The organism is Pseudomonas sp. 10S4 (assembly GCF_034344865.1).
Classification (GTDB): domain Bacteria; phylum Pseudomonadota; class Gammaproteobacteria; order Pseudomonadales; family Pseudomonadaceae; genus Aquipseudomonas.
In genome coordinates this window covers 598,434-621,392 of record NZ_CP133774.1, presented here as the reverse complement: position 1 = coordinate 621,392, position 22,959 = coordinate 598,434, and the positions used below count along the sequence as shown (strand labels likewise).

Below are 22,959 nucleotides of genomic sequence, written 5' to 3'. Positions count from 1 at the left end.
AGAGGAGCCCCCATGTACTGGACAGAGTTTTTGACCGTTGCCCTGATTCACCTGCTGGCCGTCGCCAGCCCCGGCCCGGACTTTGCCGTGGTGGTGCGTGAGAGCGTGACCCACGGTCGACGTGCCGGGACCTGGACCGCGCTGGGTGTGGGGTCGGCGATTTTCCTCCACGTTGGCTATTCGCTGCTGGGCATCGGCCTGATCGTGTCCCAGTCGATCGTGCTGTTCAACGCCTTGAAATGGGCCGCCGCCGCGTACCTGCTGTACATCGGTTTCAAGGCCCTGCGGGCACAACCGGCCAAACCCGTGGCGGACGATTTGCACAAGGAAGTCGGCGAGCGCACTGCTCGCGGCGCCTTCACCTCAGGCTTCGTGACCAATGGCCTGAACCCGAAAGCCACGCTGTTTTTCCTGTCGCTGTTCACCGTGGTGATCAACCCGCACACGCCGCTGGCCGTGCAGGCTGGTTACGGGGTTTATCTCGCGGTGGCGACGGCGTTCTGGTTTTGCCTGGTGGCAATGCTGTTCAGCCAGCAGCGCGTACGCGCCAGTTTCGCCCGCATGGGCCATTGGTTCGACCGGACCATGGGCGCGGTGCTGATCGCCATCGGCGTGAAACTCGCGTTCACCGAGATGCATTGATAGCACCCTGAAAAGAACGACCCTGATCCTTGTAGGAGCTGCCGAAGGCTGCGATCTTTTGATCTTAACGGTACTGAAACGCCGAAGATCAAAAGATCGCAGCCTTCGGCAGCTCCTACACGGGATTGAGTTCGCTCAATTTGTTCAACGCACTCAGGTATTCCCGAGGGTTCTCCCCGAGCAAGCGGCGGAACATCGCGCTGAACGCCCGGGCGCTGCCGTAGCCCAGATCCTGCGCCACGTTCTGCACGCTTTCACCGACGAGCAGGCGCGGCAGGGCTTCCATCAGGCGCAGTTGCTGGCGCCAGGCATTGAAATTCATCTTCAGTTGTTGCTGGAACAGCCGCGCCAGGGTTCGTGAACTGGCGCCGACCTGCTGGGCCCAGTCTTCCAGCGTGTTGGGGTGGTCCGGTGTGCGCAGCAGTGCCAGGCAGATGCCTTGCAGGCGCCGGTCCTCGGGCATAGGGATATGAAGGGGAAGGTTTTCCAGGCCGGCGATTTCTTCCAGCATCAACTTCTGGATCAACGGATTTCCCGCGTGTTGCGGGCCTTGCACTGCCCGCAGGATCAACTCGCGCAGCAACGGCGTAACGGCCAGCACGCAGCATTGTTGTAGGCTCGGCGGCGACAGTTCCGGAGCAATGAACAGCGAGCGCATACGCACCTCACCGGACATGAAAATCTCATGGGCCACCATGGGTGGAATCCACACCGCCCGGGTCGGCGGAATCACCCAGGCGCCCTGCGCCGTGACCACCCGCATGGTCCCGCAAACGGCATAGAGCAACTGTGCTTCGCGATGTTGATGTAGCTCTTGGTGAGCGCCATCCATGTAATCGCGCGGATAGGCGCTGACCGGGCCGTGCTGGAAGTGGCTGATTAACATGTCGGTTCCGATGACTTTGTTGTCAGGAATACGCTTTTTCGCCAACTTAGCATAAGCCGCTCACTACAACGTAAAGCGTGCCGCGATGAACCAATCCAGAAACGTCATCCGCTACATCAACGCAGCCCATGTGATCGACCACATGTTCATGCTGATCTTTCCCGCCGCCATTCTTGGCATGACCCAAGCCTTCGCCCTGGATTACGCCGCGCTGATCGGCCTGTCCTTGGGCGGCTTCATTGCCTTCGGCGCCTGTTCGCTACCGGCCGGTTGGCTGGGTGATCACTGGAGCCGGCGGAAGATGATGCTGGTGTTTTTCTTCGGAATTGGCGCCTCGGCAATCTTTACCGGGTTGAGCACCCGCGCACCCATGTTGGTACTGGGCCTGACGCTGATCGGGATCTTCGCCGCGATTTATCATCCGGTGGGCACTGCGATGCTGGTGGCCTATGCACAGAACCGTGGCCGGGAAATCGGCATCAACGGTATGTGGGGCAACCTTGGCGTGGCGTTTTCGGCGCTGATCACCGTGTTGCTGGTGGCGCAGTTCGGCTGGCGTTCGGCGTTCATTCTGCCGGGCGTGGTGGCGATTGTTCTGGGCATCGGTTTTGCCTTGCAGGTGCGTGAAGAGCCGATTCCCAAGCGTCCCCATACGCCGCTCAAAGGCGCGGCCGGCCAGCGGATTTCCATGGTCATGGTGTTCGGTGTGCTGGCCCTGGCCACGGCGACCGGCGGCGTGGTGTTCAACGCCACGACCATGACCTACCCGAAACTGTTTCAAGAGCGCCTGCACGATCTGTTTGCTTCGCCGCAAATCCTGGGCGTTGTGGTCAGCCTGGCGTATGCCTTCGGCGCCGTGGCGCAGTTGAGCATCGGCCGGGTCCTGCATCGTTTCAGTCTGAAATGGCCGTTCCTTGTGTTGACGTTGTGCCAGGCGCCGCTGCTGTTCGGATTGGCCTACGTGGATGGCTGGGCCGTGATTGCACTGGGCGCGGCGTTCATGTTCGTGGTGTTTGGCCAGGTCACGGTGAATGACGCGATGGTCGCCAACTTCGTCGCGCCGCAGTGGCAATCCCGGGTTTTTGCGCTGCGTTACTGTTTATCGTTCGGTGCCAGTGCTACTGCGATTCCGCTAATTTCGTTCGTCGAACCACGCCAGGGATTTGTAGGGCTTTACCTGATATTGGCGGGTTTTGCGGCGTTGACCTTCGTCGCTGCACTGGTTTTCCCACGGACGCCGTCTGAGGCTGCTGTAGGGCAAACGGCGTAACCGGTGACGAAATCCTGCAAATGCTGGCGCAAAGCTAGCATTTGTACAGCTGTGCAAATCATTCCTTAGACTGATTTGGCTGCGGTATAACGGCTCTAGAGTAATGATCTTTAATAGCCAACACCGTGTAGTCAGAAAAGGGATTCTTATGTTGCAGACTCGCGTTATTCCGCCAGCCGAAGGCGCTTACCAGTATCCGTTGCTGATTAAACGACTGCTGATGTCCGGCGCTCGTTACGAGAAAACCCGCGAGATCGTGTACCGCGACCAATTGCGCTACAGCTACCCGACGTTGATCGAGCGGGTCGCACGGTTGGCCAACGTGTTGACGGCGGCCGGGGTCAAGGCCGGGGATACCGTGGCGGTGATGGACTGGGACAGCCATCGCTACCTGGAATGTATGTTCGCCATCCCGATGATTGGCGCGGTTATTCACACGATCAACGTGCGGCTGTCACCGGAACAGATCCTCTACACCATGAACCACGCCGAGGACCGCTTCGTGCTGGTCAACAGCGAGTTCGTGGGGTTGTATCAAGCCATCGCCGGGCACCTGACCACGGTTGAGAAAACCCTGCTGTTGACCGACCTGCCAGAGAAAACCGCCGATTTGCCGAACCTTGTCGGTGAATACGAGCAACTGCTGGCCGCCGCGAGCACGCAGTACGACTTCCAGGATTTCGACGAAAACTCCGTCGCGACCACCTTCTACACCACCGGCACTACCGGCAATCCGAAAGGCGTGTACTTCACCCATCGGCAACTGGTGCTGCACACCATGGGCGTGTCGACGATCATGGGTTCCATCGACAGCGTGCGGCTGTTGGGTACCAACGACGTCTATATGCCGATTACGCCGATGTTCCATGTGCACGCCTGGGGCTTGCCGTATGTGGCGACGATGCTCGGGCTCAAGCAGGTTTATCCCGGCCGCTACGACCCGGAATACCTGGTGGAGCTGTGGCGCAAAGAGAAGGTCAGCTTTTCCCACTGCGTGCCGACCATCCTGCAAATGGTCCTCAACGCCAAGGCTGCGCAGAACGTCGATTTCGGCGGCTGGAAAATCGTCATTGGCGGCAGTGCGCTGAACCGCACGTTGTACGAGTCTGCCAAGGCCAAGGGTATTCAATTGACCGCCGCTTACGGCATGTCGGAAACCGGGCCGTTGGTCTCGTGCGCTCACCTCAACGACGAGTTGATGGCCGGCACCGAAGACGAGCGCACCACCTATCGAATCAAGGCCGGCGTGCCGGGTCCCTTGGTGGACGCGGCGATCATCGACAGCGATGGCAACTTCCTGCCCGCCGATGGCGAGACCCAGGGCGAACTGGTGCTGCGTGCGCCGTGGCTCACCGAAGGTTATTTCAACGAGCCCCAGAAGGGCGCCGAGCTCTGGGCCGGCGGCTGGTTGCACACCGGCGACGTGGCGACGCTGGACAGCATGGGCGTGATTGACATCCGTGACCGGATCAAGGACGTGATCAAGACCGGCGGCGAGTGGATCTCGTCCCTGGACCTCGAAGATCTGATCAGCCGTCACGCAGCGGTACGTGAAGTAGCAGTGGTGGGCATTGCCGATCCGCAGTGGGGCGAGCGCCCGTTTGCCTTGCTGGTGATCCGCGAGGGCCATGTGATCGGGGCCAGGGAACTCAAGGAACACCTCAAGCCGTTCGTTGAGTTGGGGCACCTGAGCAAGTGGGCGATCCCGAGCCAGATTGCCCTTGTTACTGAAATTCCCAAGACCAGTGTCGGCAAGCTCGACAAGAAGCGTATCCGCCTCGACATCACCGAATGGCAGGCCAACAACAGCACCTTCCTCTCGACGCTTTAAGCGTTATCTGAGCTCCACTGGCGTGCCCGAAAAGGCACGCCAGCCCCACCAAGCAAGCGCTTGGCTTGTTAAATCCAAATTTTCAGCCATCCTTGCCGTGCCGACATGTGTCGGACTGGCGAAAGGACTGTTCCAGAGTGGCCGGCAGCTGCAAATCACACTTTAGAGGGATCAAGCCGTACTACCTGCTGGCTATAGTCCGCTCAAGGATTTTTAAGAACGGAGCAAACGCACAAACGGGGCGATGCACATTTGGATTGACGTCGGGATCTCTTGGCTCCCGGTCACCCACAACGTTTTTAAAAGTACTCACTGCCATAACAATAATGCACATGGAGTAGCGTCGATGACATCAGTAAACCAGTTCTGGCGCCGGGCGAAATTGCCGCTGGCGGTCAGTCTTGCTTCTACGCTCGCCGGGCCCGCATTCGGCGTCAGTTTCAATATCGGTGAAATCGAAGGTCAGTTCGACTCGTCGCTCTCCCTGGGCATGAGTGTTTCGACCCAGCAGCCGAACAAGGACCTTATTGGTGTCAACAACGGTGGCAAGGGCTTGTCCCAAACCTCCGATGACGGTCACGCGAACTTCAAGAGCGGGCAAGCCTTCTCGAAGATCTTCAAAGGCATCCATGACCTTGAATTGAAATACGGCGATACCGGCGTGTTCGTGCGGGGCAAATACTGGTACGACTTCGCGCTGCAAAACCAGGACCTGGAATTCAAGAACGTCAGCAACGATCACCGGGATGAAGCGGCCAAGTCATCGGGCGGCCAGATCCTCGACGCCTTCATTTACCACAACTACTCCATTGCCGATGAGCCGGGTTCGGTGCGTCTGGGCAAGCAGGTTGTGAACTGGGGTGAAAGTACTTTCATTGGCGGCGGTATCAACTCGATCAACCCGATCGACGTGTCCGCGTTCCGTCGTCCAGGTGCCGAGATCAAGGAAGGCCTGATCCCGGTCAACATGTTCTACGTGTCCCAGAGCCTTACCGAAAACCTGTCGGCCGAGGGCTTCTATCAGCTTGACTGGCAAAAGACCGTCACCGATAACTGCGGCACGTTTTTCTCTCAGCCCGACATCGTGACCACCGGTTGCGATGACAACCTGCGGGTACTGAACAAGAGTTCGACGATTCCAGGCGTGGCGCTCGGTCCATTGGCCGCTGCCAATGTCGACGTCAACGACGAAGGCGTTCTGGTGCGCCGCGCCCCTAACCGCAACGCGCGGGACAGTGGGCAGTTTGGTGTTGCCGCCAAGTACATGTTCGATCCGCTGGCCACCGAATTCGGTGCCTACTTCATGAACTACCACAGCCGTGCGCCGATCTTCAGCGCCACGGGTGCGCCACAGTCGGTCTATAACGGCGTCAAGGCACTGCCAGGCCCGTTCCAGGCACTGGGGCCTTTGGTGGTTGCGGGTAACTCGGAATACTTCATCGAGTACCCAGAAGACATTCGTCTGTATGGTTTGAGCTTCTCCACCACCCTGCCTACCGGTACGGCGTGGAGCGGTGAGATCAGCTACCGGCCGAATGCGCCGGTGCAGTTGAACTCCACCGACATTCTGTTCGCCGGTGTGCGTCCGTTGGGCGGTGCGCTGACCAATGCGTCGATTCTCAGCGGCGTCCCCGGTCAGGATCTGCACGGCTATAACCGCAAGGAAATCACCCAGTTCCAGACGACGTTCACGCATTTCTTCGATCAGGTCATGGGCGCCAACCGTCTGACCCTGGTCGGTGAAGTCGGCGTGACCCACGTCGGCGGTCTGGAAAGCAAGTCCGATGCCCGTTATGGCCGCGATCCGGTCTTCGGTCCGGGTGAACTGCCGTCTACCGGTGGCCTCAACACTTGCTCGCAGATCCTCAACGCCTCCACCATCGCAGGTGCCGGTGCGGGTGCATCGACCAGCAACCAAAGCAGCAATTGCAACAACGATGGTTTTACCACGGCTACTTCGTGGGGCTATCGCGGTCGCGCCATCTGGGATTACAGCGACGTGTTTGCCGGCGTGAACCTGAAGCCGAACGTGGCCTGGTCCCATGACGTCAAGGGTTACTCACCAGGCCCAGGCGGCAACTTCGAAGAAGGTCGCAAGGCAATCAGCCTTGGGCTCGATGCCGAATACCAGAACACCTACACAGCGAGTCTGAACTACACCAACTTCTTTGGTGGCGACTACAGCACGGTGGATGATCGCGACTTCGTTGCCCTCAGCGTCGGCGTGAACTTCTAAGCACAGTTTTTTCAGGACGAACACACATATGAAAATAACAAAGAGTCTGTTCCACGCCGGTGTTCTGGGGCTTTCGCTGCTGGCCAGCGCGGTCATGGCGGCGGTTCCTGCTGCCGAAGCCGACAAGCTGGGCAAAAGCCTGACGCCGATGGGGGCCGAGATGGCGGGTAACGCCGACGGTTCGATCCCGGCCTGGAAACCGCTGCCGAAAAATGCCGGCACGGTCGACAGCAAAGGCTTCCTGTCCGACCCTTACGCCAGCGAAAAACCGCTGTTCACCATCACCGCACAAAACGTTGACCAATATAAGGACAAGCTTGCACCGGGCCAGTACGCGATGTTCAAGCGCTACCCGGACACGTTCAAAATGCCGGTCTATCCGTCCCATCGCGGCGCCACCGTGCCGGATGACGTGTTTGCCGCCATCAAAAAGAACGCCACGACCACCAACCTGGTCGCCGGTGGCAACGGCCTGGAAAACTTCGAAACCGCCGTACCGTTCCCGATCCCGAAAACCGGTCTGGAAGTCATCTGGAACCACATCACCCGCTATCGCGGTGGCAGCGTGACCCGCCTCGTGACCCAGGCGACGCCACAGACCAATGGCTCGTTCAGCCTGGTGTATTTCCAGGATCAGTTCGTGTTCCGCGACAAGATGAAGGACTACGACCCGAAAAATCCGGGCAACGTCCTGTTCTACTTCAAGCAGAAAGTGACCGCGCCGGCCCGTCTGGCAGGTACCGTGCTGCTGGTGCATGAGACCCTTGACCAAGTGAAGGAACCTCGCAAGGCCTGGGTTTACGCCACTGGCCAGCGCCGTGTGCGTCAGGCACCGCAAGTGTCCTATGACGGCCCGGGCACTGCCGCGGATGGCCTGCGCACCTCCGACAACCTGGACATGTACAACGGCGCACCGGATCGTTATGACTGGGCGCTCGAAGGCAAGAAGGAGATGTACATTGCCTCCGACAGCTACAAGATCGATTCGCCGACTCTCAAGTACACCGACATCATCAAGGCCGGCCATATCAACCAGGACCTGACGCGTTACGAGCTGCGCCGGGTCTGGCATGTGGTGGCGACCTTGAAGCCAGGTCAGCGTCATATCTATGCCAAACGTGACTTCTTCATCGACGAAGACACCTGGCAGGCAGCGGTCATCGACCATTACGACGGTCGTGGTCAGCTGTGGCGCGTGGCCGAAGCCCATGCCGAGGATTACTACGACAAGCAAGTGCCGTGGTATGCGCTGGAAGTCCTGTACGACCTGCAATCGGGCCGCTACCTGGCACTGGGCATGAAGAACGAAGAGAAACAGGCGTATGACTTCGGCTTCTCTGCCAGCAAAAGTGAATTCCAGCCGGGCAACCTGGGTCAGGATGGTATTCGCTAAGCAGTAATCAGAGGCCGCATCCTCGAAAAACGCCCCGACTGGTTCGGGGCGTTTTTTTGGGGAAAAACATCAAAAGATCGTCCGAACGCGGCCCGAGCCTTCGGCAGCTCCTACGGGTATACGCCGATCCCATGGAGCTGCCGAAGGCTGCGATCTTTTCACTGATACGGATGTATCAAAAGCCTGACACCTTTGGTTGTATTCTTTTTGTAGCCATTTGTAGCAACAACCTTCAATACCGCTCCGTTTACCGCTAGTCTGCGGACATCTGCAACGCCGCCAACAGCAATTCAAACAAGAGCCGGCCATGACTGATCTGTCCCCACTTCCGGGTCCTGCAACCGTCGCCGTCGCGGCATTGGACGGGCGTTTCTTCCGGCCCCCGTTGCCTGACGGCCATGTGCTGCGACCTCGCCTGTGCGAACGCCTGGGTGCGGGGCTGGGTGGCCGGTTGCTGCTGGTCAGCGCCCCGGCGGGGTTCGGCAAGAGTTCGTTGGCAGTGGAGTTCTGTCAGAGCCTGCCGGCTCATTGGCAAAGTCTTTGGCTGGGATTGAGCCCGCGGGACAACGATCCGGGGCGTTTCCTCGAGCGTCTGCTCGAAGGCCTTCAGGACTTTTTTCCGCAACTGGGCAGCAAGGCGCTCGGGCTGCTGAAAATGCGTCAGCGCCATCAACCCTTCGCCTTCGAAGAATGGCTGGACGGTTTGCTGGATGAGCTGGCCGTGCACCTGTCGCCGAGTACGCCATTGCTGCTGGTGCTGGATGACTACCATTTGGCCCAGGGACCGGTGCTCGATCGCTGCCTGCAATTTTTCCTCAATCACCTCCCCGATGGCCTGCTGGTCATGGTCACCAGTCGGCAACGTCCTGACTGGCACCTGGCGCGACTGCGGCTGTCGCGGCAACTGCTCGAACTGCATGAGCAAGACCTGCGACTGACCCGTGACGAAGCCCTGACCCTGCTGGATCGCCATAGCAGTTCATTGCGCGGGGAGGCGCTGGAAAGCCTGATCCTGCGCAGCGAAGGCTGGGTGGCCGGCCTGCGCTTCTGGCTGCTGGCGGCGTCCGAAGTCGGCAGCGATGGCGCGTTGCCGCAGTCGCTGCACGGCGGGGAAGGGCTGATCCGCGATTACTTGCTGGAAGAAGTCATCGATTGTTTGCCCGCCGAAGTGCAGGCATTCCTCTATGACACCGCGCCTCAGGAGCGCTTTTGCAGCGAGTTGTGCGACGCCGTGCGCGAGGCACATGACAGCGCCGAGATCCTGCGTTTCCTGTTGGCCCATCAGATTTTTCTGGTGCCGTTGGACGAGCACGGTCACTGGTACCGTTATCACCACTTGTTTTCCGACTTGCTGCGCACGCGGCCCACGACTCAGGCCCTGGTGCCGGCCGCCAGCCTGCATTTGCGTGCCTGCCGCTGGTTCAACGCCCAGGGATTGCTCGATGAGGCGGTAGAGCAGGCCTTGCGCGCCGGGCACCTGGATGTCGCGGCGAACCTGGTGCAAAACCTTTCGGAAGAACAGCTGCTGGCGGAGCAAAACGTCGGCATGCTGCTGCGCTGGAAAATGGACTTGCCCGACAGCCTGCTGATTAGCACGCCACGGCTGATCGTGCTTTATAGCTGGGCGCTGGGGCTGGCCTGCCAGTTGGACGCTGCCGAGGAGCTGGCCAATCACTTGAGCCGTTTCCTGCCAGCGCCGTCGGCCACGGCGCAGAAGTCCATGCTGGCGCAATGGCTGGCCCTGAGCGGCATCATCGCCCGTGGACGCGGCAATCGTGAACTGACGCTGCTCTATTGCAGCGAAGCGCTGGAAAGCCTGCCCGCCAAACGTTACGGCCAGCGCCTGATGTGCCTCTCTACCTTGTCCAACCTGGCGATTGCCGATGGCGACTTGTGGCGCGCCCGGGGCCTGAATCGCGAGTCCCTGGAGTTGGCGCAGCGCGTCGGCAATCCGTTGTTCGAGGCCTTGGCCCATTACGACCGCGCCCGCGTGTTGCAGGCGCGCGGGGAGATCCTGCGCTCGCTCGATGAGGTCCGTCAGGGGCTGCAACGCCTGCACGGGTTGTCGCCGCAACGGTTGTATGCGGTGCGCGCCCGTTTGATCTTGTACGAGGGTTTTCTGCTGGCGCTGCGCTTGCAGCCGGACGCCGCTCGGTTACGTTTGCAGGCCGGTTTGAGCGAAGCGCGGGCCTGTCGCGACATCAGTGTATTGATCGGCCACTGTGTGATCGCCAGGCTCGAGGGCAGCAGCGGCGAGTTCGCCAAAGCCTTTGCCGAACTGGCCGAAGCCGAACGGTTGATGCACATCTGGGATGTCCCGCCGATCTATTACCTGGCGATGATCACCCTGGTCAAATGCGAACTCTGGCTGGCTCAGGGCCGCACCGATCTGGCCGAAGCCTGGCTCGCGCGATTGGGCCAGACCTACAACGGTGAACGCGCCGCCGCGCCGCCGGAATTCCATCCACAACTGCCGCTGCACATCGAGTTGCAACAAGCCTTGCTTGAGGTGATTCAGGGGCAGCCGATGCTGGCCGAGGGGCGTTTGAATGCGTTGCTTGAGCATGGGCAGCAGACGGGGCGGCAGATGCTCTGTGTGATGGCGCTGACGCAGAAAATTATGTTGTTGCTGGCGAGTGGGCGTGAGCCTGAAGCACGCAAGGCATTGGCTCAGGCACTGGAGGCGGCGGCCGGTGGTGTGCTGCAACCGTTTGATGGGTTGTTGGCCGAACATCCGGACTGGCTGCGCGGGCAACTTCTATCCTGTGCGGCAACGGCTGTTTCACAGAGTCTTGAAGAAAAGCTTCCGGTTTCGTCTGCCCTCCCGATTCTGGAGTCATCCCACGCGACAGAGCAGCTCAGCGTGCGAGAACTGGCGGTTTTAAGACTGATCGCCCAAGGTTGCTCAAACCAGGAAATCAGCGATCAGCTGTTTATCTCGCTGCATACGGTGAAGACCCACGCCAGTCATATCAACAGCAAGCTTGGGGTTGAGCGCAGAACCCAGGCGGTGGCGCGGGCCAAGGAATTGGGCGTGTTGGGCTAACTGACACGTTGCGCGATTACAAATAAAAAACGCCCCGAACCAGTCGGGGCGTTTTTGTTTGTTCACCCGGTCTGCTTTACAGGCGGGGATTTACTGTTGCAACGAACCCGTCAAGCCACCAGATCCTGAGCAGTGAAGGCGTTGACACCGACTAACTGGATTTCGAAGTCCGCGCCGACATTGCCGCTGACATTACCCGACAGTACATGGTCGACGAAGCGCAGTTGGCCGGCTCCGGTGAAGTCATTGGCACCGATGAAAGTAAAGCTGTTGACGCCAGCATTAAGCAGGTTGGCATCAAACTGCGTCAGATCAATCTTGTCGCCCTGCAGGCTGCTGAAATCGGTGATGACATCGCGCAGGTTGCCAACGCCCGTTTCGTTCCAGGCATTGAACACAAACGTATCTGCGCCACCGCCGCCGATCAATGTGTCCTTGCCCAGGCCTCCGATCAGGGTGTCGTTGCCCAGACCACCGTCGAGGGTGTTGTTGCCGGTGTTGCCTGTCATGAGGTTGGCCACGTCGTTGCCGGTGCCGTTAAGGTTGCCGCTGCCGAGGAGTAGAAGGTCCTCGAGGTTGGACTGGAGGCTGTAGTCGATGGACGAGAATACTCGGTCGTGCTCGGTCAGCGAGGATCCGGTTTCGAAAACAAAGTCGGATTCGTCGTCGACGTAGTAGGTGTCTGCGCCGTCGCCTCCCATCATGAGGTCGGCGCCAGCGCCTCCATCAAGCGTGTCATCACCGGCACCACCGGTGAGCCGGTTGTTGCCGCTATTACCGATCAGCACGTTGTTCAGATCGTTGCCGGTGCCACGCAGGCCCTCGCTGCCGGTCAATACCAGGTTTTCAAGGTTATCGCCCAGCGTCCAGCTGATCGATGAACGCACGGTGTCGATCTCGCTGGTCAGGGTGCTGGTTTCGGTGATGGTGTCGCCGAGGTTGTCGACGATGTAGGTGTCGTTGCCCAGGCCGCCGATCAGGGTGTCGGCACCCAGCCCACCGTCGAGGATGTTGGCGCCATCGTTACCGGTCATGTGGTTGTTGACGGCGTTGCCGGTGCCGTTGAGGTTGGCGCTGCCGATGAGGGTCAGGTCCTCGACGTTAGCGCCGAGGGTGTAGTCGATGGACGAGAACACCCGGTCGAGTGCAGTCAGCGAAGTATCGGTTTCGATCACCACGTCGCCGGTGTTATCGACGTAGTAGGTGTCGACGCCGTCGCCACCGATCATGGTGTCGGCGCCGATGCCGCCGTCAATCGTGTCGTTGCCGGCACCACCGCTGAGCGTGTTGTTGCCGCTGTTGCCTATCAGAAAGTTACTTTGACTGTTGCCGGTACCGCTGAGGTTGTCGCTACCGGTGAGGAACAGGTTTTCCAGGTTGGCGCCCAGCGTCCAGTCCACCGAGGAACGCACAGTGTCGATCTCGCTGGTCAGGGTGCTGGTTTCGGTGATGGTGTCGCCGAGGTTGTCGACGATGTAGGTGTCGTTGCCCAAGCCACCGATCAGGGTGTCGGGCCCAGGCCGCCGTCGAGGCTGTTGGCGCCATCGTTACCGGTCATGCGGTTGTTGACCGCGTTGCCGGTGCCGTTGAGGTTGGCATTGCCGATAAGGATCAGGTTCTCGACGTTGGCGCCGAGGGTGTAGTCGATGGACGAGAACACCCGGTCGAGTGCGGTCAGCGAAGCGTCGGTTTCGATGACCAGATCGCCGACGTTATCGACGTAGTAAGTGTCGACGCCGTCGCCACCGATCATGGTATCGGCACCGAGACCGCCATTGAGGGTGTTGGCCCCGGCGTTGCCGATCAGGCTGTTATTCAGTTCGTTGCCGGTGCCGTTGATGGCGTTGCCGGTCAACACCAGGTTTTCCAGGTTGGCGCCCAGCGTCCAGTCCACCGAGGAATGCACGGTGTCGATCTCGCTGGCCAGGGTGCTGGTCTCGGTGATGGAGTCGCCGAGGTTGTCGACGATGTAGGTATCGTTGCCCAGACCGCCGATCAGGGTGTCGGCACCGAGGCCGCCGTCGAGGGTATTGGCGCCATCGTTGCCGGTCATGCGGTTGTTCAGTTCATTGCCGGTGCCATTGATGGCATTGCCGATAAGGATCAGGTTCTCGACGTTGGCGCCGAGGGTGTAGTCGATGGACGAGAACACTCGGTCGAGTGCGGTCAGCGAAGCATCGGTTTCGACCACGACATCGCCGACGTTGTCGACGTAGTAGGTGTCGACACCGTCGCCACCGATCATGGTATCGGCGCCGAGACCGCCATCGAGGGTGTTGGCTGCGGCGTTACCGGTCATGCGGTTGTTTGCTGCGTTGCCGGTGCCATTGATGGCATTGCCGATAAGGATCAGGTTCTCGACATTGGCGCCGAGGGTGTAGTCGATGGACGAGAACACCCGGTCGAGCGCGGTCAGCGAAGCATCGGTTTCGATGACCACATCGCCGATGTTGTCGACGTAGTAGGTGTCGACGCCGTCGCCACCGATCATGGTGTCGGCACCGAGACCGCCATCGAGGGTGTTGGCCCCGGCGTTGCCGGTCAGGCTGTTGTTCAGTTCGTTACCGGTGCCGTTGATGGCGTTGCCGGTCAACACCAGGTTTTCCAGGTTGGCGCCCAGCGTCCAGTCCACCGAGGAATGCACGGTGTCGATCTCGCTGGCCAGGGTGCTGGTCTCGGTGATGGAGTCGCCGAGGTTGTCGACGATGTAGGTGTCGTTGCCCAGGCCACCGATCAGGGTGTCGGCACCCAGGCCACCGTCGAGGATGTTGTCGCCATCGTTACCGGTCATGCGGTTGTTGACCGCGGTGCCGGTGCCGTTGAGGTTGGCGCTGCCGATAAGGATCAGGTTCTCGACGTTGGCGCCGAGGGTGTAGTCGATGGACGAGAACACCCGGTCGAGCGCGGTCAGCGAAGCATCGGTTTCGATCACCAGATCGCCGACGTTATCGACGTAGTAAGTGTCGATGCCGTCGCCGCCGACCATGGCATCGGCACCCACGCCACCGTCGAGGGTGTCGTCGCCGGCACCACCGCTGAGTACGTTGTTGCCGCTGTTGCCGACCAGCACGTTGTTCTGGCTGTTGCCACCCGCCATTGAGGTTGTCGCTGCCGGAGAGGAAGAGGTTTTCCAGGTTGGCGCCCAGCGTCCAACTGACCGAGGAACGCACGGTGTCGGTTTCGCCGGCCAGGGTGCTGGTTTCGGTGATGGTGTCGCCGAGGTTGTCGACGATGTAGGTGTCGTTGCCCAAGCCACCGATCAGGGTGTCGGCACCGAGACCGCCGTCGAGGGTGTTGGCGCCATCGTTACCGGTCATGCGGTTGTTGACCGCGTTGCCGGTGCCGTTGAGGTTGGCGCTGCCGACGAGAATCAGGTTCTCGACATTGGCGCCGAGGGTGTAGTCGATGGACGAGAACACCCGGTCGAGCGCGGTCAGCGAAGCATCGGTTTCGATGACCACATCGCCGACGTTATCGACGTAGTAGGTGTCGACGCCGTCGCCACCGATCATGGTATCGGCACCGAGACCGCCATTGAGGGTGTTGGCCCCGGCGTTGCCGATCAGGCTGTTATTCAGTTCGTTGCCGGTGCCGTTGATGGCGTTGCCGGTCAACACCAGGTTTTCCAGGTTGGCGCCCAGCGTCCAGTCCACCGAGGAATGCACGGTGTCGATCTCGCTGGCCAGGGTGCTGGTCTCGGTGATGGTGTCGCCGAGGTTATCGACGATGTAGGTGTCGTTGCCCAGGCCACCGATCAGGGTGTCGGCACCCAGGCCACCGTCGAGGATGTTGGCGCCATCGTTACCGGTCATGCGGTTGTTGACCGCGTTGCCGGTGCCGTTGAGGTTGGCGCTGCCGATAAGGATCAGGTTCTCGACGTTGGCGCCGAGGGTGTAGTCGATGGACGAGAACACCCGGTCGAGCGCGGTCAGCGAAGCATCGGTTTCGATCACCAGATCGCCGACGTTATCGACGTAGTAAGTGTCGATGCCGTCGCCGCCGACCATGGCATCGGCACCCACGCCACCGTCGAGGGTGTCGTCGCCGGCACCACCGCTGAGTACGTTGTTGCCGCTGTTGCCGACCAGCACGTTGTTCTGGCTGTTGCCGACCCGCCATTGAGGTTGTCGCTGCCGGAGAGGAAGAGGTTTTCCAGGTTGGCGCCCAGCGTCCAACTGACCGAGGAGCGCACGGTGTCGGTTTCGCCGGCCAGGGTGCTGGTTTCGGTGATGGTGTCGCCGAGGTTGTCGACGATGTAGGTGTCGTTGCCCAAGCCACCGATCAGGGTGTCGGCACCGAGACCGCCGTCGAGGGTGTTGGCGCCATCGTTACCGGTCATGCGGTTGTTGACCGCGTTGCCGGTGCCGTTGAGGTTGGCGCTGCCGACGAGAATCAGGTTCTCGACATTGGCGCCGAGGGTGTAGTCGATGGACGAGAACACCCGGTCGAGCGCGGTCAGCGAAGCATCGGTTTCGATGACCACATCGCCGATGTTGTCGACGTAGTAGGTGTCGACGCCGTCGCCACCGATCATGGTGTCGGCACCATAGCTGCCGTTGAGGGTGTTGTCGCCGCTGTTGCCGGTCAACACGTTGTCGAGACTGTTGCCGTCGAGGTTGATTGCCGCATTACCCAGCAGCACGCCGTCTTCGACGTTGGCGGCCAAGGTGTAGCTGATCGATGTACGTACCTGATCATGGCCTTCGTTGGCTGACTCGATCACCTGGTCGTTGATGTCGTCGACAATGTAGGTGTCATCGCCGGCGAGTCCCGAAAGCGTATCCGCCCCGGCGCCGCCATCAAGGATGTTGTTGCCGATGTTGCCGTGGATGTTGTTTGCGCTGTAATTACCCGTACCGTTGATGCTACCGGTGCCGGTGAGCGTCAGCGCTTCGAGGTTGATATCCAGAGTGAAGTTTGCAGACGCGTAGACATGATCGTAGTCGTTGAACCAGCCTTCGACGATGACGTCACTGGTGTTATCGACAATGTAGGTGTCATTGCCGTCGCCGCCGATCATTGTGTCGGCACCCAGACCGCCATCAAGGATGTTATCGCCCGAGTTGCCGATCAGAACGTTGTTCAGTTCATTGCCGGTGAGGTTCAGCGCGGCGCTGCCCAGCAGTTCTCCATCCTCGAAGTTGGCGCCGAGGGTGTAGCTGACAGAGGTGCGTACCAGGTCACGACCTTCGTTTGCCTGTTCGACCAGCGTATCGTCCAGGCTGTTGATCACATAGGTGTCGTTGCCCGTGCCGCCGATCAGGGTGTCGACTCCGTCGCCGCCATCCAGCATGTCGTTGCCTGCACCACCCTGCAGGTTGTTGGCGAAGGTGTTACCGATCAGGATGTTGTCTTGACCGTTGCCCAACACATCAAAGGCGCCCGCACCTTTCAGGGTGACGTTTTCGAAGTTGGTCAGTGTGCTGCTGTTCAAATCGATGAGCGTGTTGCTTTGCACGCCATAGTTGAGGATCAGGGTGTCGCTGCCCTCATTGGCGTTTTCTTTTACCAGATTCAGCTCGGCGACTTGGTCGATGACGTAAGCGTCGTTACCAGCACCCCCGATCATGGTGTCCAGGCCGCCCTGACCGTCGAGCACGTTGCTGCCGGCGTTACCGGTCAGGACGTTATTCTGGCTGTTGCCCACGGCATTGATGTTGGCGCTGCCGCTGAGCTCAAGATTTTCCAGGTTGTCGCCCAGCGTCCAGCTCACCGATGTGCGTACGGTGTCGATCTCGCCGCCGACGGTACTGGTCTCGAGAATGACATCACCGAGGTTGTCGACTACGTACGTGTCGTTGCCAGCACCGCCAATCAGTGTGTCGGCCCCTTCGCCACCATCGAGGATGTTGTTGCCGGCGTTACCGGTGATCACGTTGTTCGACGCGTTGCCATAACCATCGATATTGGCGCTGGTTTGCAGCGTCAGGTTTTCCACGTTCGGGTTTAACTGCAGGTTGTAGGTGACCGTGGAAAAAACCGAATCGATTTCGCTGGCCGCGGTTCCGGTCTCGAAGATTCTGTCATCCCGGTTGTCGACATAGTAAGTGTCGTTGCCGGCACCGCCATACATCGAGTCCGCACCGGTTCCGCCATTCAGGACGTTATCCAGGTCATTGCCGCGCAGTACGTCGTTGTAGTTCGAGCCAATGGCATTTTCTATCTTGGCGCCGTAGGCAATCGCCAGGCCACTGTTGAAGGTGGATCCACCCGTGAGAATAGGCAGGCCGATGGTGCTGTACGCACCCTCATTCAAATTAATCTCGACCCTGTCCGCCTGACTGCTCGCATCGATCGTGTCGTTGCCGCCAGCATCCCAGATGGTCTCGAAAACCGGTTGATAGGCTTTCCAGCTATAAACGTTGTCACCGGTTTGCCAGTGGGTGTTGGCGCCGTACAGCGCCTGCATGGCGAGGATGTCCAGCACCATCGGCGTCGTCGGCTGATAGGAGTAATTGTTGTGGTAGCTCATGACCGTGTAACGGACATCGTCCAGCGCCGGGTCGAGAATTGTGCTGTTTGATGAACTGGCGGAGAACGGATGCTTGAGACCCAGGGCATGACCAATTTCGTGGATGTAGGTCATGTAGTCATAAGTACCCTTGGTTGGGTACTCGTTGGCCGGCTCACCGATCCAGACATCCCCGCCCACCGGCGTGTTGGAAGGGTTGTACGCCCAGGCGGCCGCTTGATTGCCCATCAACCCATAGCCACCGAAACGCAAGTCGCCGACGTTCGAGATGTTGTCGGTGGTCTGGGTGAAGTTGATATTGGCCACTGCGCTCCAAGTCGCAAGCGCACTGATGATGCCGTTTTTCTGATCGCCGGACAGGGAGTAAATGGCGTTGTATTCGTTATCAGGGCTGTAATTGGTGGGAAAGTAGGAAGTGTTTGGCTCGATAAAGCTGTAACTCAGGTTTGTCGGGCCATCGACGGTCCAATTGGAACCCATCCAGTAGGATCCGGAAAGCAGACTGTCGAGCGCTTTGACGCCCGTCAATTTTGAAGAAAGGCTTAAAGAGTAACCAAGAGGCGTGGGCATGCGAAATTCCTGAGTGCGCTGCGGCCCTTCCTGAATGCGACCGCTACAAAAAGTCTGATTTTGCACCAGAAACGATACGTTTGACATCATAGGGCCACTACTTTCTGATTAGTGGCGTCAAATAACTGGCCTGGCGATCTGTATCGGCGAGTGGCGTAGAATCCTGAAACCATCTTCACTGCCTTCCGTCCAATACAGGCCATCGATTTCCATGACCGTTCCCAGTTCCGTGCTCATCCGCGAAACCTTCCCCGTCGGCCCTTTGCAATGCAATTGCACAATCATCGGTGACCCGATTACCAAAAAGGCCATCGTCGTCGACCCGGGTGGAAACCACGAATTGATCCTCGCTCGCCTCGATGCCCTTGGCCTGAAAGTCGTCAGCATCATCCACACCCACGCGCACCTCGATCACTTCCTGGCCTCCGGTCAGTTGAAGGAAAAGACCGGCGCGACGTTGCACCTGCACAAAGAGGATCAGTTCCTGTGGGACAACCTGGAAATGCAATGCCAGATGTTCGGCGTGCCTTACACGCCGGTGCCACCGCCGGATCTCTGGTTGGCCGATGATGAAGAGCTGGCTTGTGGTTGTGGCGTGGCGATTCACACGCCGGGGCATACGCCAGGTTCCATGAGCTTTTGGTTTTCAGAGGCTAAGCTGCTGATTGCCGGTGACACGTTGTTCCGTCGCGGGGTAGGGCGCACGGACTTGTGGGGCGGCGATCAGGCGACCATCGTGCGCTCGATCAAGCAGCGGCTGTATACCCTCGACGAGGAAGCGACCGTGGTGACCGGGCATGGTCCGGACACGTGTCTGGGCGATGAAATGCGCGGTAACCCCTTTGTTCGGGCATGACGGTCAGCGATTGAATTTTTTCGTCTGCGATGATCCAACGCCCGCGATGGTCTATTGCCAACGTCCGTTGCACCACAGAATGCAAAAGTAGGAGCTCTTCATGTTCACCACGCCTCGCTTGATTATTGTTGCTACCGCTGTGGCCTTGTTGGCCGGTTGCGCTTCACCCAATCCTTATGACAATCAGGGCCAGGCCGACGGATCGTCTGGCGTGAGCAAAACCGCCAAGTACGGTGGGCTCGGCGCCCTGGCCGGTGCATTGGCCGGTGCTGCGATCGATCACAACAACCGTGGCAAGGGCGCGCTGATTGGCGCTGCCGTGGTAGGTGCCTCCGCTGCCGGTTACGGTTACTACGCCGACAAGCAGGAAGCCAAGCTGCGGGCCAGCATGGCCAACACTGGGGTTGAAGTGCAGCGCCAGGGCGATCAAATCAAACTGATCATGCCGGGCAACATCACGTTCGCTACCGATTCGGCGAACATCGCTCCAAGCTTCTATCAGCCGCTGAACAACCTGGCGGGCTCGCTCAAGGAGTTCAACCAAAACCAGATCGAGATCGTCGGCTTCACCGACAGCACCGGCAGCCGTCAGCACAACATGGACCTGTCCCAGCGTCGGGCCCAGAGCGTGGCGACTTACCTGACGTCCCAGGGCGTGAGCGGCGCCAACCTGTCTGCACTCGGTGCCGGGCCGGATAACCCGATTGCCAGCAATGGCGACGTCAATGGCCGGGCGCAGAACCGTCGGGTTGAAGTCAACCTGAAGGCGATTCCGGGTCAGCAGTATCAGCAACCGGGGCAGCCTGTTCAGCAGTACCAGCAACAGGGTCAACCTGTTCAGCAGTACCAGTAACAACCTGACTGAACCCCAGGTATAAAAAAGCCCGCCCGATTCTCAGCAGATCGGGCGGGCTTTTTTGGTGTCAGTTCGGCCGCCATCGCGAGCAAGCTCGCTCCCACAGGAGCCTGGGTGTACACAAAATCTGTGTTCACACCGATCGACTGCGGGAGCGAGCTTGCTCGCGATGAGGCCCTGACAGGCGACCAAACAGCCAGCCACAAAAAAGCCCTCGGACGATCACTCATCCGAGGGCTTTTTGTATCGCGCGAAACCTGATTACTTCTTCAGGCCGTAATGCTCATCAAGCATGCCTGGCGCGTTCGGGGCTTTTGGCGCGTAGTCGCGAGGCGGCTCCTGATTGCGCGGCGGCGTCAGGCGTTCCCGTGGTGCCACGGAGGCGTCGGCGTGCAGGGCGGCCAGCAAGCGTTGGCGGGTCTGCTCGTCCAGGGCCAGGCGGTTGGCGCCCTCGGCGAGATGATCCTGCACTTCCTGGTAGCTCGCAGTCAGTTTCTTGACCAGTGTTGCAGTGCTGTTGAAGTGGGTGACCACCTCGTTCTGATAACTGTCGAAACGTTCCTGAATGTCATCCAGCTGACGTTGCGTGCGGTTAGGCGCGGCATTCGGCACCAGACGAGCGACCAGGAATCCAAGGGCGACACCCACAACCAGGGCAAGAGTCGGCAACAACCAAACTAAGAGCGAGTGTTCCACGAGTCCTTCCTCTATAAACGGCTTTGCTTTACGTTAACGGCTCGAACCTGCGCTGTATACCGCGATTCACTCGCAATAGATTGGCACAGACAACTTGCTAGACGAGTCGACCCGATTCGAGGTCACGGAGTTCCTTCCTTGCTTATGCGCGAAACCCCTGTAGTGATTGATGGCCCTGTCGGCCAACTGGAAGCTTTGTACCTGGATAACGAACAGCCCCGCGGTGTGGCGCTAATCTGCCATCCGAACCCGGTGCAGGGCGGCACCATGCTCAATAAAGTCGTGTCGACCTTGCAACGCACCGCCCGGGATGCCGGTTTGATTACCTTGCGCTTCAACTATCGCGGCGTCGGCGCCAGCGAAGGTAGCCACGATATGGGTACCGGCGAAGTCGACGACGCTCAAGCGGCGGCCGAATGGCTGCGGGCCAAACACCCCGAGTTGCCACTGACCCTGTTCGGTTTCTCCTTTGGCGGTTTTGTTGCAGCAAGTCTCGGTGGACGCCTGGAAGCCAAAGGCGAGCAGCTCAAGCATTTGTTCATGGTTGCGCCGGCGGTCATGCGCCTCGGCGAGCAGGATCAACTACCGCAACTCGGCGAGTTGACCTTGATCCAGCCGGAAACCGACGAAGTCATCGATCCCCAGCTCGTCTACGACTGGTCCGAGAAACTCGATCGCCCCCATGAGCTGCTGAAAGTGGCAGAATGCGGACACTTTTTTCATGGCAAGCTGACCGATCTCAAGGATCTGATCCTGCCGCGTCTTTCGAATTGATTGCAGTCTGACAAGCGATTACCCATGACGACTCGTACCCGTATCCTCACCGGCATCACCACCACCGGCACGCCGCACCTGGGCAACTACGCCGGCGCCATCCGCCCGGCGATCGTCGCCAGCCGTGACAGCAATGCCGATTCGTTCTACTTTCTGGCCGACTACCACGCCCTGATCAAATGCGATGACCCGCTGCGCATTCAGCGTTCGCGTCTGGAAATCGCCGCGACCTGGCTGGCCGGCGGCCTGGATGTCGACCGTGTGACGTTCTATCGCCAGTCCGACATCCCGGAAATCCCCGAACTGACCTGGCTGCTGACCTGCGTCGCCGCCAAGGGCCTGCTCAACCGCGCCCACGCCTACAAGGCTTCGGTGGACAAGAACGTCGAAACCGGTGAAGACCCGGACGCTGGCATCACCATGGGCTTGTACAGCTACCCGGTGCTGATGGCCGCGGACATTCTGATGTTCAACGCCCACAAGGTGCCGGTCGGTCGTGACCAGATCCAGCACGTGGAAATGGCCCGCGATATCGGCCAGCGCTTCAACCATCTGTTCGGTCAGGGCAAAGAATTCTTCACCATGCCGGAAGCGTTGATCGAAGAAAGCGTTGCCACACTGCCAGGCCTCGACGGTCGCAAGATGTCGAAGAGCTACGACAACACCATTCCGTTGTTCAGCAACGCCAAGGAAATGAAAGACGCGATTTCGCGGATCGTCACCGACTCCCGTGCGCCGGGCGAAGCCAAAGATCCGGATAACTCGCACCTGTTCACTCTGTTCCAGGCCTTCGCCACGCCGGCGCAGTCCGACGAATTCCGCAGCGAACTGTTGCAGGGCCTGGGCTGGGGCGAGGCGAAGAATCGTCTGTTCCAGTTGCTCGACAGCGAGCTGGGTGAATCCCGCGAGCGCTATCACCAGTTGATCGAGCGCCCGGCAGACCTGGAAGACATCCTGCAGATCGGCGCCAAAAAGGCTCGTTCGGTAGCGACGCCGTTCCTCCACGAGCTGCGCGAAGCGGTTGGCCTGCGTTCTTTCGTGGCCCAAACCCAAGTCGCGGCGACCACCAAGAAGAAAGCCGCGAAAGCCGCGCGTTTCGTCAGCTTCCGCGAAGACGACGGCAGTTTCCGCTTTCGTCTGCTGGCGGCCGATGGTGAGCAACTGCTGCTGTCGCGCAACTTCGCCGACGGCAAAACCGCCGGCCAGGTGACCAAGCAATTGCAAGCCGGCCAGCCACTGGACGTGCGCAGCGAAGACCTGAGCTTCAGCGTCTGGCTGGAAGGCGAGTGCGTGGCCGACAGCGCAACCTTCGCTGACAGCGCCGCTCGCGACGTGGCCATCGACGCCCTGCGCGTGGCACTGACGCCGGTTCAGGAATAAATCAGCGGCGCGGCCCGACCAAGGGCTGATTGCCATTCTCACGGGCCGTCG

Annotated in this window: 15 protein-coding genes and 1 pseudogene; 10 read left to right on the top strand and 6 right to left on the bottom strand. The window is 59.7% G+C overall.

What is annotated here, in order from left to right; all coding sequences use genetic code 11:
* The first annotated feature begins 12 nt into the window (after nt 1-12).
* The gene (locus RHM58_RS02870) at nt 13-642 is read left to right on the top strand and encodes a LysE family translocator (protein ID WP_322269624.1); all 630 of its coding nucleotides are present in this window, start codon (nt 13-15) and stop codon (nt 640-642) included.
* Between the two features lie 115 nt (nt 643-757).
* Here RHM58_RS02870 and RHM58_RS02865 read toward each other — a convergent pair whose 3' ends face one another.
* On the bottom strand, nt 758-1,528 hold the full coding sequence (locus RHM58_RS02865; protein WP_201206604.1) for an AraC family transcriptional regulator: 771 nt from the start codon (nt 1,526-1,528) through the stop codon (nt 758-760).
* 85 nt (nt 1,529-1,613) lie between these two features.
* Here RHM58_RS02865 and RHM58_RS02860 point away from each other — a divergent pair, with 85 nt between their 5' ends.
* The 5 genes from RHM58_RS02860 (at nt 1,614) to RHM58_RS02840 (ending at nt 11,304) form a co-directional block, all read left to right on the top strand.
* Nucleotides 1,614-2,798, top strand: a complete 1,185-nt coding sequence (locus RHM58_RS02860; RefSeq protein ID WP_201206603.1) for an MFS transporter — start codon at nt 1,614-1,616, stop codon at nt 2,796-2,798.
* A 148-nt stretch (nt 2,799-2,946) separates the two neighbouring features.
* Entirely contained in the window at nt 2,947-4,629 is a 1,683-nt protein-coding gene (locus RHM58_RS02855) for a fatty acid--CoA ligase (protein WP_201206601.1), read from the top strand.
* Between the two features lie 346 nt (nt 4,630-4,975).
* Nucleotides 4,976-6,865 (top strand): DUF1302 domain-containing protein, encoded by a 1,890-nt coding sequence (locus RHM58_RS02850; protein ID WP_201206599.1) that lies wholly within the window; start codon nt 4,976-4,978, stop codon nt 6,863-6,865.
* 28 nt (nt 6,866-6,893) lie between these two features.
* Nucleotides 6,894-8,258 carry a DUF1329 domain-containing protein gene (locus RHM58_RS02845; RefSeq protein ID WP_201206597.1) on the top strand — a complete coding sequence of 455 codons (1,365 nt, stop codon included), beginning with the start codon at nt 6,894-6,896 and terminating at the stop codon, nt 8,256-8,258.
* A gap of 307 nt (nt 8,259-8,565) precedes the next feature.
* Nucleotides 8,566-11,304 carry a LuxR C-terminal-related transcriptional regulator gene (locus RHM58_RS02840; protein ID WP_322269621.1) on the top strand — a complete coding sequence of 913 codons (2,739 nt, stop codon included), beginning with the start codon at nt 8,566-8,568 and terminating at the stop codon, nt 11,302-11,304.
* Between the two features lie 110 nt (nt 11,305-11,414).
* Here RHM58_RS02840 and RHM58_RS02835 read toward each other — a convergent pair whose 3' ends face one another.
* The 4 genes and pseudogenes from RHM58_RS02835 to RHM58_RS02820 form a co-directional block, all read right to left on the bottom strand.
* A complete protein-coding gene (locus RHM58_RS02835; RefSeq protein ID WP_322269620.1) occupies nt 11,415-12,797 on the bottom strand; it encodes a calcium-binding protein in 1,383 nt (460 codons plus the stop codon).
* Nucleotides 12,798-12,805: 8 nt separating this feature from the next.
* Nucleotides 12,806-14,401: a calcium-binding protein gene (locus tag RHM58_RS02830; protein WP_322269619.1), complete on the bottom strand. Its 1,596-nt coding sequence runs from the start codon at nt 14,399-14,401 to the stop codon at nt 12,806-12,808.
* A 187-nt stretch (nt 14,402-14,588) separates the two neighbouring features.
* Nucleotides 14,589-15,368 (bottom strand): annotated as a pseudogene (locus tag RHM58_RS02825) (calcium-binding protein); the annotation flags it as partial.
* A complete protein-coding gene (locus RHM58_RS02820) occupies nt 15,254-17,713 on the bottom strand; it encodes a calcium-binding protein (protein WP_322270805.1) in 2,460 nt (819 codons plus the stop codon). The gene RHM58_RS02820 and the pseudogene RHM58_RS02825, both read right to left, overlap by 115 nt.
* Before the next feature lie 844 nt (nt 17,714-18,557).
* Here RHM58_RS02820 and RHM58_RS02815 point away from each other — a divergent pair.
* Both RHM58_RS02815 and RHM58_RS02810 read left to right on the top strand, forming a co-directional pair.
* A complete protein-coding gene (locus RHM58_RS02815; protein ID WP_322269617.1) occupies nt 18,558-19,202 on the top strand; it encodes an MBL fold metallo-hydrolase in 645 nt (214 codons plus the stop codon).
* Nucleotides 19,203-19,302: 100 nt separating this feature from the next.
* Nucleotides 19,303-20,055 (top strand): OmpA family protein, encoded by a 753-nt coding sequence (locus RHM58_RS02810; protein WP_322269615.1) that lies wholly within the window; start codon nt 19,303-19,305, stop codon nt 20,053-20,055.
* Nucleotides 20,056-20,319: 264 nt separating this feature from the next.
* On the opposite strand, the gene RHM58_RS02805 is transcribed toward RHM58_RS02810, so the two are convergent.
* Nucleotides 20,320-20,754: a YhcB family protein gene (locus tag RHM58_RS02805; RefSeq protein ID WP_201206586.1), complete on the bottom strand. Its 435-nt coding sequence runs from the start codon at nt 20,752-20,754 to the stop codon at nt 20,320-20,322.
* A 144-nt stretch (nt 20,755-20,898) separates the two neighbouring features.
* On the opposite strand from RHM58_RS02805, the gene RHM58_RS02800 reads away from it, so the two are divergent.
* Entirely contained in the window at nt 20,899-21,528 is a 630-nt protein-coding gene (locus RHM58_RS02800) for an alpha/beta hydrolase (RefSeq protein WP_322269612.1), read from the top strand.
* A gap of 24 nt (nt 21,529-21,552) precedes the next feature.
* Entirely contained in the window at nt 21,553-22,908 is a 1,356-nt protein-coding gene (locus RHM58_RS02795) for a tryptophan--tRNA ligase (RefSeq protein WP_322269610.1), read from the top strand.
* The last annotated feature ends 51 nt before the right edge of the window (nt 22,909-22,959 follow it).